The sequence below is a fragment of the Parabacteroides sp. KHUB-02 genome, assembly GCF_056640955.1.
The window spans coordinates 887,550-901,135 of record NZ_JBWQEV010000001.1; the positions used below are offsets into that span (position 1 = coordinate 887,550).

Below are 13,586 nucleotides of genomic sequence, written 5' to 3' on the forward strand. Positions count from 1 at the left end.
TAAATACAAATCGATGAGACAGCTATATTATACAATCCGTTATTTACTTCGAGGCCGAGGGGGAAATGTGATCAAGGTTCTGTCCTTGACACTAGGACTTGGAGTGGGATTGATCCTGTTCGCTAGGGTCGCTTTTGAATTGAGCTTCGATACATTCTTTGACCAAGTGGAAGATTTGTATAGCTTGCATGTGCGATACAATGATGATAAAACGGGAGAGGAAGATGGGTCTCGTATCCTATTTGCCCCGATCCCGGAGGCTTTGCGGCAAGAGTTCCCCGAGATACAGTATGCGACGGTTTGCCGGAGAAGATACGGAGCCGTATTGTATCATGGTGAGGATCGGTTCAAGCCCCGTTTGATGATGGCGGATTCCCTCTTTTTCCGTACGATGGGAATCAAGGTGCTAAGAGGGGATGACCGTTTGTTGGGAATCGAAGATCAAGTTTTCTTATCGGAAAAAATGGCTGAACGTATATTTGGCAAGGAAGATCCGATCGGGAAACAACTGCTGTACGGAAAAAACTATCCTTATACGGTGGCCGGGATATTCCGTGACATACCGGAAAATAGTCATTTACGTTTTGACGCTGTCGCTTCTTTCATTAATATGAAAACCCAGTTCGGTGCCTATGCCGGTTGGGGTGCCGACGATAGTTATCTGGGCTATATCCGCCTGAAACCGGGTGTGTTCCCGGAACAAATCAATCAGAAAATACCGGCTTTATTGCCTAAATATATAGATGTAGAAAGAGAGAGGAAACAAGGTTTTGATATGGAGCTTTATATCAAGCCGGTCTCGGAGATATATACGCAAAGTACCGAGGTGAAGCGGATGGTGGTGATCATGAGCGTACTGGCTTTCGCTTTGTTATTCGTGGCGGCGATGAATTATATCTTGAACTCGGTATCTTCTCTGCCGATCCGGGCGAGATCCGTAGGAGTACACAAATGTAATGGAGCTTCCAGCAAGGACATTTTCAATATGTTCTTGTTTGAGACGGCGGCTTTATTTGTAGTGGCTCTTGTATGTATGGCATTGCTTTTATTCGCTTTCCGGGAATATGTAGCGGATATGGCGGCTGTTCCTACTTGGGGCACTTTATTGAATGCGCAGACTATATGGCTTCCTGCGATCATGATCTTGGCTATATTCATTTTGTCCGCCTTGCTACCGGCCCGTTTGTTCAGCGTTATCCCGGTTACCCAAGTATTCCGGGTATCTACTTCGGGTAAGCAGGGATGGAAGCGGAGTTTGCTCTTTATCCAGTTTGGGGGAATTGCGTTTGTCATTACATTATTGGTGATCGTGTTATTGCAATATGATCGGCTAATGAATAATGATTTAGGATATGATCCGGAAAATATAGTGTATGCCCCCTTGAATAATATGGATGATCCGGAAACGGCCAAACTTACCGCCGAGTTCAAGAAGTTACCTTATGTCACGGCTACGGGGCTTTCGTCAATGGACATTCTAAGTGGTTATGGTGGTTTCCCTATTCTGGATAATGAGAAAAACTGGCTGTTCACGGCCCGACAGGTAAACTATAACGCCGATTATCTCTCTCTGATGAAAATCCCCTTGCTTGAGGGGCAACCACTAAAAGGTGACGGGGATATCTTAGTGAATGAGTCATTCGTGAGTAAGCGTGGGTGGACGGATGGTGCGATCGGTAAATATATTTATGATGATGAGGGTAATTTAAAGGGAAAAATAGTGGGTGTCACCTGCGATTTCATGGTGACTTCCTTCTTCACTCCCCAGTTACCGGTCATCATGTTTGGTAGTGACCGGATGAGTTATTGTAACTTTACGGTTCGTGTCTCCGAGTTAACTCCGGAATATTTGCGGGAAATGAATGATCGGATTGCGGAACTATTCCCGAATGAGGATGTCGGTTTTACGGTGCTGAAAACGATCATAGAGTCTCAGTATGAGGGAACCCGTCATTTCCGTGACGGCGTCTTTGTTGCCTCGATCGCTATCTTGCTGATAACCTTAATGGGATTATTAGGATATATTACGGACGAGATGCACCGTAGGAGCAAGGAGATAGCGATTCGCAAGGTGAATGGAGCGACGGCCCCGAATATTTTACGTCTTTTATCTAAGGATGTTTTGATCACGGCTTTTCCGGCTATCCTTTTAGGAGTGATAGCCTCACGAGTCGTGGGAGAGAGCTGGTTGAGGCAATTCGCGGATAAGATACCGCTGACTGTTTTTATTTTCATATCTACGGCTCTACTGGTTCTAGCGATCATTTGGGGATGCGTGATCCTGAAATCTTGGAATATCGCCAATGAGAATCCGGTCCGTAGCATTAAGAACGAATAATATAACAGGTAATATAAAATTACGTATGAAAACTATTTTGAGGAATCTCTTGAGTGTATTGTGCCGTTTCAAGATGGCGACACTTTTAAATGTATTAGGACTATCTGTGGCTTTTTCTGCTTTCATCTTGATTATGATGCAAGTCGAGTATGATCAGAATTTTGACCGAGGATATACGGATACGGAATCTATATTTCGGGTAGAAGCTATGTTTGAGGATGGTGGGCAGGCAGTTATTTGCCGTCCGCTGGCCGATGCTTTTATCCAATCCTCGCCTCATATCGTAGCTGGGACCTTGGCGAATCCTTGGGGAGGGGACTTGTTTTTCTCTGTAGAAGAGAATGGTGTACGGAATACTTTTAAGGAACAATGTATAAATGTTTATCCTGAATTCACGAAGGTATTTGACTTTAAATTTCAGGAAGGAAATCCGGAGGCGTTACAGGAGCCAAACGTTGTTTTGTTGCCGCAGAGCATGGCTCAGAAGTTTTTTGGGAATCAATCGGCTGTAGGCAAGCAATTGAAGTTTGAGAATGGAGATCATCTAACGGTAGGTGGAGTGTATAAGGATTATCCACGGAATTCATCTATACGGAATTGTATTTATCAAAAGATGGACCCGAAGGAAAACGCCCAAAGCTGGGGAAACTGGAATTATATTTTCTATATCCGTTTGGACAATCCGAAGAATGTCGAGGGGTTATTTGAAAATTTCAAGGCACATTTTGATCCTGCTCTAATAAAGGATAATAGTTTCTCATGGGGGGGATCTGGAATGACTTTCCGTATTAATCCGTTGCCTGATGTTCATTATACGACTGATGTAAAATATGACCAGACCCCGAAAGCCAGCAGGCAAACTTTGATGATATTATTTGCCATAGCTATCGTGATCGTGATAATCGCCGGAATTAATTTCACGAATTTCAGTACGGCACTTACCCCGATGCGTATTAAGAGTATTAATACACAAAAAGTATTAGGGGGAAAAGAATCTGTGATCCGTTTTGCTTTGATTTTAGAAGCGGTGTTAATAAGTATAATCTCTTATTTGTTAGGACTGCTATTAGTTTATATCGCGGGGAAGACGGAAATAGCCTCATTGATAAATGCCGATATTTCGTTATCAATGCATATCGGATTGGTTTTGGCTACAGCTTTTATCTCAATAGCTACCGGGCTTCTTGCCGGTGTATATCCAGCATATTATATGACTTCTTTCCCACCGGCTTTAGTGTTGAAAGGTAGTTTTGGCTTGTCTCCGAAGGGACGTCAATTACGAAATGCATTGATAGGAGTGCAGTATGTAGCTTCTTTCGGATTAATTATTGGTGCTACATTCATGTATTTGCAGAATTATTATATGCAAAACACCCCTCTCGGTTATGATAAGGATGAGATAATTATTACGAATATGAATAACAACATCCGGAAAAGTCGGGATGCTTTCGCCAGCCAAGTGAAATCTTTCTCCGGTATCGAAGAGGTTACATATGCGGAGATGCTCCTTTCTAGTCAGGACCAATACATGGGATGGGGACGTAAATACCGGGATAAGGATATACAATTCCAATGTCTACCGGTTGAATCTTCTTTTTTGAAGGTGATGAATGTGAAAATATCGGAAGGTCGTGATTTCCGGGAGGAAGATAAGGCGAAACGTTATGGCACGTTTGTCTTTAACGAACGTGCCCGGACAGAATATGGGCTGGAGATAGGATCTTTAATAGATAGTATGGAGATTGTCGGTTTTATGCCGGATGTTAAATTCGCCTCTTTCCGTACGGAGGTAACGCCTATGGCCTTTTTTGTATGGGGTACTAATAATTGGGGAAACCAACCTAATTACGCTTATATAAAGGTAAAAGCCGGCTCTGACTTACGGGGGGCTATGCAACATGTCAAGACTACGCTTCAATCATTTGATCCGGAATACCCGTTTAATGTCCGTTTCTTCGATGAGGTATTGAACGGACTTTATGAGAAAGAGAGAAGCCTCAGTTCATTGATTACCTTATTTAGTTTAATCGCGATCTTTATCTCGGTGGTAGGGGTATTCGGTTTGGTCGTATTCGATAGTGAGTACCGGAAGAAAGAGATCGGTATCCGTAAGGTATTAGGCTCTACTACCGAGGAGATTATCGTGATGTTTAACAAGACATACATACGAATCTTATGTGTTTGTTTTGTTTTGGGGGCGCCTATCGCCGGTTATGTGGTACATCGATGGCTTGAGAATTTCGCTTATAAGACTCCTATGTATTGGTGGGTGTATTTGATCGCTTTTGCTATCATAGCAGTTATCACGATATTGACTGTCACTTTCCAGAACTGGCGTGCGGCGAATGAGAATCCAGTACATAGTATTAAGAATGAATAGAAGATTTTTGTAGAATCATATTGCTGCTTTCATAGAAAAGTATGTGTCCAATAATTGTACAATGGTGTCCAATTATTGGACACTTCTGTTTTATGAATTGAGAATTAATTTATTGAATATTAGTTTGATGTGTAGTTTGGCACGTTATTTGAATATTATTAGATGGATTTGAGTATAATAAATTAAAACAAATACAGCCATGATTAAGATCGAAGGTTTAAGTAAGTTTTTCCGTACGGAAGAGGTTGAGACAATTGCGTTGAACAAGGTTTCTTTGAATATCTTGAAACGAATGAATATCAGCCATCTTATTTAAGGAATACTCTTTTTGGGTCGATTTTAGTATCAATAAAATAGAGCAAGTTATGAAAACAATCATACGCAATTTCATCAATGTATTAATACGTTTCAAGGTGGCTACCTTTTTGAATGTAGCGGGATTAGCGGTCGCTTTCGCCGCGTTTTTAATTATCATGGTGCAAGTAAGCTTTGAGCATAACTTCGATCGTTGTCATCCGAACTCGACCCGGATTTATCGGATGGGACTTTCTTTCCCGGATGGAGCAAGCATGATCCATTGCCGCCCGTTGATAGAGTCGTTTATCCACTCTTCCCCGCATATTGAGGCCGGTACGTTAATCAATCCGTATATAGGAGAGATGTATGTGACTGTTACAAGAAAAGAGGGAAAGCAAGGTTTCAAGGAGACGATCATAACTTGCCATCCGGAGATTACCCAGATGTTCCAGTTTACGATGCGTGAAGGAGAATCTTCTTGCTTGTCGGAACCGGAAAAAGCCTTGATACCGGAAAGTATGGCTCACCGGTTATTTGGAAAGGAATCGGCAATTGGAAAGCAGATCGTTCCCGATGGTGGGATCTGGACAAAACCGGGCGTGAAATATTTGGTCGTAGGAGGTGTTTATAAGGATTTCCCGGAAAACACACAGTTGAAGAACGTGATTTATACGGAGATGTCTCCGGATTACGCGCTGACGAATTGGATAAGTAGTAACTATTTCTGTTACGTGATGCTAGATCCTTCTGCTTCCCCGAAAGAAGTGGCTGGGAATTTTGATGTCCATTTTGACTATTCGAAGCAATATGGGGATATGGCGAAAGATATACATGCCGAGCTGGTCCCCCTAACCGATATTTATTATATGAACGAGGATTCCAGCGGAAGTTTAGTGAAAAGCGGTAGCGCGGAGAAAGCCCGGTTACTGATGCTGATCGCTTTTCTGGTGATTATTGTGGCGGGTATCAACTTCACGAATTTTAGTACCTCTTTGGCGCCTTTGCGCATCAAGAGTATCAACACGCAAAAAGTTCTGGGGAGTTCTGCTGGCATATTACGTGCTTCCCTGTTATTTGAAGCCGTGGGTATTAGTTTGCTTGCTTTCCTTTGTTCTTTGTTTATCGTTTGGGGATTAGGACATATGGGATGGCTGTATTTTGTGCAAGCGGATACGACATTGACTGCTTACCCCGGTTTAGTAGGTGGCTTAGCTGTATTATCTGTTATAATAGGTCTTATTGCGGGGATCTATCCATCTTTATATATGACTTCTTTCCCTCCGGCATTAGTATTGAAAGGCTCTTTCGGGCTTTCTTCCTCTGGGAAGAAGTTGCGTACGGCATTGATCGGTTTTCAGTTTATCGTTTCTATCGTATTGATTATATCAGCCATGTTCGTTCGTCAACAAAATAGGTTTATGCAAAAATATTCTTTGGGTTTCGACAAAGATCAGGTAGTAGTTGTCGAGCTGAACCGGAATATTATGCATGACCATAAGGATAGCTACGTGGGTGGATTGAAAGAATATCCGGGAATAGAGGATGTGGCGTTCTGTTCCCAGAAGTTTGGATCGGAGGATAGCTATCGTACGTGGGGAGGTGTATATAAAGAGCAGAGTGTTAATTTCACTTCTCTTTCTGTTTCTTGGAATTTCTTCAAAGTAATGGGTATTCCATTGATTGGGGGGCGGATGCCTACCGAGTCTGATGAGAGAGGTAACAACTATAGTTATGTATTCAATAGACAAATGCGGGATAAATGGAACATGGAACCGAATGATATCATGCGGATTCCATGGCTTGAGGAGGAATCGGCCGATGGTTCCGTCATCGGATTTGTAGATGATGTTAAATTTACTTCCTTGCGACAAAGCGTCTCCGAATTAGGTTTTGTTATTAATGAACCTCGTTTGATGCTTTATTCTTTTATTCGTGTGAAAGCGGGAAGCGATATCATGGGCGTGGTGGATCATATCCGTAAGACAGTAGCCCACTTAGATCCCACATATCCTTGTGAGGTAGAATTTTATGATGAGATTTTCGATCATTTATATCATCAAGAACGGAATTTAAGTACGATGATTTTATTGTTTAGCCTGTTGGCTGTGATTATCTCTATTGTCGGTATATTCGGCCTCGTTATATTCGAGACCCAGTATCGCCGGAAAGAGATCGGTATTCGTAAGGTATTCGGGGCCACGGTTCATGAGATCTTGATTATGTTCAATGAGATTTATTTCCGTATTGTCTGCGTTTGCTTTATCATAGCGGCTCCTTTGGCTTATTATGGCGTACGGAAATGGTTAGAGGGTTTTGCTTATAAAACTCCTATTTATTGGTGGATATTTGCGTTCGCTCTATTAATTGTCTCCTTAATAACGATGTTTACGGTAACTTTCCAAAACTGGCGTGCGGCGAACGCGAATCCAGTGGATAGCATTAAAACGGAATAATAAATGAAACTATAATAAAATGAAAACGATTATTCGAAACTTTCTAAGTGTGTTGAGGCGGTTTAAAATGGCGACCGCATTGAACGTAGCCGGTCTTGCGGTTGCTTTCGCCGCTTTTATCGTGATTTTGATACAGATTAATTTTGAGCGGACTTTTGACCGTTGCCATCCTACGTCCGGGCGGATTTTTAGGGTGGACTTGACCATTCCGGGTACTTTCGGGACAATATTACCCCGTGCCTTTGTGGAGGCTGTCATCCAATCTTCCCCGCATATAGAGGCGGGTACATTGTTGACTCCTTCTTTTGGCCAGAATGGTGTTTATCTCTCGGTGGATAGAAACGGGCAACCGTTTGGGTTTAAGGAAATCGTGACAACCTGCCACGCTAGTTTACCGAAGATATTTGCGTTCCCGATCGTGGAAGGCGATATCGATTGCTTGAAAGATCCCGAGAAAGTAATGGTACCCCGAAGCTTGGCTGACAAGTTGTTTGGGGAAGATATCTCTGCGGTTGGTAAGACGTTGCGAGCGGAAGAAAATATCTGGACTAAATCGGCTAAGCTCTTTACGATTGGCGCGGTTTATAAGGATTTCCCGGAGAACACGCAGCTTCGGAACGTGGTCTATACGGCGATCGATCCGGATTATAATATCAATAATTTTAGCTCAAGTAACTGGGTTTGTTATTTATTGCTTGATAATCCTGCCATGGCAGATGAGGTTGCCGATAATTTCAACCGTCATTTTGATTTCAAGAAGATTTACCATGAAGGAGAACAGATCCGGCTCGTTCCGCTGACTGATATTTATTATATGAATGAGACGCAAGACGGTGGTACATTCCGGAGCGGAAACAAGGAAGTCACGGCCTTATTGTTCGGTATAGCTCTTCTGATCGTCATTGTCGCGGCTATTAACTTCACGAACTTTAGCACTTCTCTGACTCCGTTGCGAATCAAAAGTATCAATACGCAGAAGGTATTGGGTAGTTCGGATACTTTGTTGCGCAGATCTTTATTGATAGAGGCAGCCCTTATTAGTTTTATAGCATGGCTGGTAAGTCTCGTTATCGTTTGGGGATTGGATTGGGCGGAAGCGCTACCTTTTATCGAGGCTGATTTGAGTTTGGTCTCAAATCTTCCGATCGTTTTCTTGTGTGGCATCGTAGCGTTAGTTATCGGTTGGCTGGCGGGTATTTATCCTGCTTATTATATAACTTCTTTTCCTCCGGCCTTGGTGCTGAAGGGCAGCTTCGGGTTATCTCCTTCCGGGCGTAAGTTACGTACGACATTGATTTGTGTCCAGTTCGTTGTTTCGATCGTGTTGATTATCGGGGCTTGCTTTGTACAAATCCAGAATAGTTATATGCGGAATTTCTCTTTAGGATTCGATAAGGATCAGGTAGCTATCGTGGAGCTGAATGAGACAATGTACAATAAGCATCACGATACATATGTGAATCGCTTGAAAGAGAATCCGGGGATCGAGGATGTAGCTTTCGCTATGGAGAAAGTGGGCTCTAAGGACGGGTATAACACGAATGGCGGTAATTATAAGGGTAAGGACTTTCAGTATTTCATAATTATAGCATCTTCCAATTTCTTGCGGGTGATGGGGATTCCGGTTATAGAAGGGAGAGATTTCTCAAAGGCGGACGAACTTTCGGATCATGTGTCTTATATATTCAATCGTACGGCCATGGAGGGGTTGGATATGCAAGTGGGTGACGCGTTCGATAGCTATTCTCCCGGTCATCTTATCGGTTTCTCCGACGATGTGAAATTCACCTCGCTTCGTGGTGGAGAGGATAATATCGCTTTCTTGGTCGGAAACTTTGGTTATTCTTTGCCAATCTCTTATATCCGCTTGAAAGCCGGATCGGACATTCATGCCGTAGTAGGACACATCCAGGAGACGATGAGAGAATTAGACCCTTCCTATCCGTTCAATATCGAGTTCTATGATGAGATCTTTAATCATCTTTACCGGAAAGAGGAGAACCTGCGCGATCTGGTTACGGTCTTTAGTTTACTGGCGATTATTATCTCTTTGGTCGGGGTATTTGGCTTAGTGGTGTTCGAGACTCAATACCGCCGTAAGGAAATAGGTATCCGCAAGGTACATGGAGCTACGGTAGGAGAGATCCTGCTGATGTTTAATAAGGCCTATCTGAGGATTGTAGGTATTTGCTTCGTGATAGCGGCGCCGGTCGCTTGGCAGGGCGTGAAGATGTGGCTCGAGGGCTTCGCTTATAAGACTCCGCTTCATTGGTGGGTATTCTTAATCGCCTTATTGATCGTAACCGTAATCACATTATTGACCGTAAGCTTCCAGAACTGGAAAGCGGCGAACGAGAACCCGGTAAATAGTATCAAGAGCGAGTAATCCACCATCCCATCTTCCACGCCAGTAGCAAGATCAGTAGGGAAAGGACCAAGCAGGCTAATAGCAACCAAACTCCCAATCCGTTGACGAAAAGGATGGGGACGAAGGTGATCAATAAGATCTCTATGGGAGCGATAGGCAGGTAAGCCATCGCGTAATCATCCATCGCTTTGCTGGAAAGTTTCGGATCGACGATCCGCAGCAAGGCGATGCCCATGGCCATCGTGCCGGTCCACCATCCCCAAGCGAAAATCATGCGCTCGAACCAAAAGGTCTTGGCTAATCTTCTTCCTAAGAAGAATGTTATGCACCAGACGATCGCCACGCCCGCTATGATGAGTACGATAAGCGGCAAGGCATATTTTACGATCACCCCTAGCTTGATAGACGCTACACCGCAAGCTACCAGCATATCCGTGAAGGAACTGCTCAGCCTCTGGGTCGTCTGCGGACAGATATATCTGGATATGGTTGTTGCGTCGAAGAATTTCTTTAATACTAATCCAATGATAAAGGCACAACTGAAAACAGGTAACTCCAATACCGGATAATACACCTTTACGGTTTGGCTAACCATATATCCCAAAAAAGCCACGACAAACACCAAGGCCACATGGAAAGTCAGCGTATCGATGGATATGGAGGAAGTCGTAGCCTCTCCGATGGAATCCCGCTTATCCTCCGGCAGCAACCCGCTTCTCAACTCATCCGGGAGATCGTCGAAATCCGAGATAAAAGCGGTTTGTTTATGCTTGGCCGCCCATTTGACCATCAGTAAACCTCCGATGATCGAGCAAATAACCCCCACGGTAGCGGTTGTCATGCCTAAACTGCGAGCCTCGTCCCAGCCCAATCCCTCGAACGCAGACCCGATAGCAGCGGCCGTGCCGTGTCCGCCATAAAAGCCTGTCGGCAACATAATGCCGAAAGCGTCATTCAGGTCCGGCCAGATCAGTTTGATCACGTACAATCCGAAAAGGCCTACCAATGCCCATTGCAATAACATACCCACCTGAGCGTACGCCCACATCGGCCCGACTCGTTTCGCTACTTCTTTCATGGAGACGTTCGGGGAAGATAAAGGCAACGCGCCGAACACCAAGGCGATAAGGATAGCCGCATAAGTACCTAAGTCATTGGAAAGCGGAATCCACCCCAGTCCATTAGGTCCGAACGCCAGTCCTAGCAAGCCTGCGATCAAGCTGGGTGGGATGAATAATTGTTGTATCAGTTTTACCTTGACTCGTATGAATTTGCCAACCAATAGAAGTATCGAAATGAATCCAAGATCCGTAAAGAGAGTCCAAGGGGTGAACTGTGTTAGGTCTATCATAGTAACTACTTACTTTATGTTCGTTTAAATATCTATTGTACAAATATATTTTATTCTCATGAGAAATACTAGAAATCCAAACGAATTCTATATCTCCATCTCCTTTTTACGATAAACGGAAGGAGAGCAACCCATAACTTTCGTAAACGTACGCGAGAAGTAGGCGGCATCCTCGAATCCCAGATGCGTGGCGATCTCATTCAACTTCATATTCGTTAGCTCGATATATTCACAAGCCTTCTGTATTTTCAAGCGTATGAAGTAATTCATGGGCGAGACCCCGGTCTCGCCAAAGAAGAGAGCCGAGAAGTGAGAAGGGGAATATTTGAAATAAGACGCTAATTCCTTCAAGGTAAGATTCTGCTGGATGTTCTCACGCATATAATGAATAACCCGTGCCGTGAACGGATATTCTTTTTGCGAGGGAATCATGATATGGCGGAATTGCTCCAGATAGATGAAAGAGGCCAGAAAATTGTAAAGGCACATGGAGGAATAAATCATATATTCTTTAATATATCCCATGGAGAAACTGCTATATATCTCCTCAAACAGCCGTAACCGATCTTGTAAACGGGAATATTCATTCGGCGAAATAGTGACCGGAACCGGATGCGACGGCAGGAATTGATCGCGAAGCTTCCCTTGGAAGTGTAACCAGTAAATAGTCCATGGATCTCCCTCGTCTGCCCCGAATGAGTAGGGGATACCGGGAGGGATGATGATATATTGGTATTTCTCCACGGTATATTGTTTACCGAGGATACGATACCATCCTTTTCCCTCCGTACAATAAATAAGCATGGCGTAGTCACAGCCATGTTCTTTTTGGAGAAAATGATATTTAACACGTGGGAAGAAACCGATCTTGCGTACATATAAATTATTGATGAGCGGTTCCCTCCGGTAGCTTGCCAATAGTTCCTCGGGTAAAGAAACGAGCCGTTCTCCCTTAAATCCTTCTTTTATCTTGACCATGATCTATAAATCATAAGATTGTACAAGTAAATCGGAACAAATGTAGTATTCCTTTCTGGATTATTGAAATAATTTTGCCGACATAAATCATAACATAATGCCATGAATAAAATTCTAGTTGTAGTTTCTTTTGTATTTGTATCTTTTTTGTCTTGTACGGGATTAACCGATAGACAGCGATTGGCCAATCAGATATTGTCTGATACGAATTTGTTGAAGGTCGATAGTATGGCTCGTGCTACCATCCGCAATGGTTTTAATGCGGGCAGCGGTTATTCCCAGATATGGGCTCGTGATATGAATACGTTTATAGAGATCGCTTGCGAGGAGAGTGATCCACACGAACTGCGGGAAGCTATCTTATTGTTTTTCGCTCTTCAACAGCCGAATGATGAGATGATCGATGGTTATGTGCTGAAAGAAGATTTTACATGGTATGATGATACGCCTTATTATTCGAATGCCGCCCCGAAACATGTCGCTTTTAAGAATACGGTAGAGACGGACCAAGAGTCTTCCTTGATTCAGATCGTAGGTAAATACATTCGTAAGACGGGTGACCGGGGTATTCTGGATGAGGTGGTGGCCGGAAAGACCGTCTTGGAGCGAATGAACTTGATGGTAGATTACTTGATGCGAGAACGATATAATAAGGAATATGGATTGCTATACGGGGCGATGACGGCGGACTGGGGAGACGTGCAGCCGAACGATGATTTCGGATGTGACATGAATGAGCTATCCGATCCGGCCATTGACGTATATGATAACGCTATGTTTCTTATCGCTTTAGATTATTTATTGGAGATGGCTCCCGATTCCCCGCAAGCTCCCCGTTGGAGAAGTTTACGGGAGGGAATCGCCAAGAACGTACGGACTCATTTATGGGACGAGAAGCGCCAGAAGTTCATTCCTCATATTTATCCGGAGAAATCTCCGATTCCGGAAGGTTTTGATGAACTTGCCATTCATTATCATGGTGGGACGGCTATCGCTATAGAGGCCGGCTTGTTGTCGGAAGATGAGATACGTACCGTAAATGCCCAGATGCTTGAGAATGTTCGCCTGTCGGGTATGCCAAGCATTGGTCTTACCTTATATCCCGTGTATCCGGATGGTTTTTTCCATGGAGGAATGTCAAAGGCTTATCTGTATCAGAATGGCGGGGATTGGACTTGGTTTGGCGGTCGGATGATCCAGCAGCTTGTCGTTAATGGAATGGTTGAGGAGGCTTATGCGGAGATTCATCCGATGATCGAGCGTGTGATCCAAAATGACGGATTCTACGAATGGTATGGCAAAGGCGGTGTCCCCAGTGGCTCTGGTAATTTCAAGGGGTCGGCCGGAGTGTTATCTAAGGCGATTGAATTATTAAGGGATTGGGCAGAGAAAAATAAGAGTTAAATACAAGCGTGCAATAT

At 43.7% G+C, this 13,586-nt stretch carries 7 protein-coding genes and 1 pseudogene; 6 read left to right on the plus strand and 2 right to left on the minus strand.

Going from position 1 to position 13,586, the window contains the following annotated elements; translation table 11 throughout:
• The first annotated feature begins 13 nt into the window (after positions 1-13).
• The 5 genes and pseudogenes from ACYIA1_RS03935 to ACYIA1_RS03955 all read left to right on the plus strand — a co-directional run bounded on the left by ACYIA1_RS03935 (position 14) and on the right by ACYIA1_RS03955 (position 9,854).
• On the plus strand, positions 14-2,338 hold the full coding sequence (locus tag ACYIA1_RS03935) for an ABC transporter permease (RefSeq protein WP_480334446.1): 2,325 nt from the start codon (positions 14-16) through the stop codon (positions 2,336-2,338).
• A gap of 25 nt (positions 2,339-2,363) precedes the next feature.
• Positions 2,364-4,718, plus strand: a complete 2,355-nt coding sequence (locus ACYIA1_RS03940) for an ABC transporter permease (protein ID WP_480334448.1) — start codon at positions 2,364-2,366, stop codon at positions 4,716-4,718.
• Positions 4,719-4,917: 199 nt separating this feature from the next.
• Positions 4,918-5,001 (plus strand): annotated as a pseudogene (locus ACYIA1_RS03945) (ABC transporter ATP-binding protein); the annotation flags it as partial.
• Positions 5,002-5,083: 82 nt separating this feature from the next.
• Positions 5,084-7,468, plus strand: coding sequence for an ABC transporter permease (locus ACYIA1_RS03950; protein ID WP_480334450.1), 2,385 nt, complete (start codon positions 5,084-5,086; stop codon positions 7,466-7,468).
• Between the two features lie 19 nt (positions 7,469-7,487).
• Complete coding sequence (locus ACYIA1_RS03955) at positions 7,488-9,854, plus strand: ABC transporter permease (protein WP_480334452.1); 2,367 nt, start codon at positions 7,488-7,490, stop codon at positions 9,852-9,854.
• Here ACYIA1_RS03955 and ACYIA1_RS03960 read toward each other — a convergent pair.
• Together ACYIA1_RS03960 and ACYIA1_RS03965 are read right to left on the minus strand one after the other, a co-directional pair.
• Positions 9,841-11,187, minus strand: coding sequence for a sodium/glutamate symporter (locus ACYIA1_RS03960; RefSeq protein WP_005858025.1), 1,347 nt, complete (start codon positions 11,185-11,187; stop codon positions 9,841-9,843). The two genes, ACYIA1_RS03955 and ACYIA1_RS03960, sit on opposite strands and share 14 nt — an antisense overlap.
• 87 nt (positions 11,188-11,274) lie before the next feature.
• Positions 11,275-12,165 carry an AraC family transcriptional regulator gene (locus ACYIA1_RS03965; protein WP_005866402.1) on the minus strand — a complete coding sequence of 297 codons (891 nt, stop codon included), beginning with the start codon at positions 12,163-12,165 and terminating at the stop codon, positions 11,275-11,277.
• Between the two features lie 102 nt (positions 12,166-12,267).
• Between ACYIA1_RS03965 and ACYIA1_RS03970 the strand changes: the two genes are divergently transcribed.
• Positions 12,268-13,569, plus strand: coding sequence for a glucosidase family protein (locus tag ACYIA1_RS03970; RefSeq protein WP_122145319.1), 1,302 nt, complete (start codon positions 12,268-12,270; stop codon positions 13,567-13,569).
• Positions 13,570-13,586 lie beyond the last annotated feature (17 nt).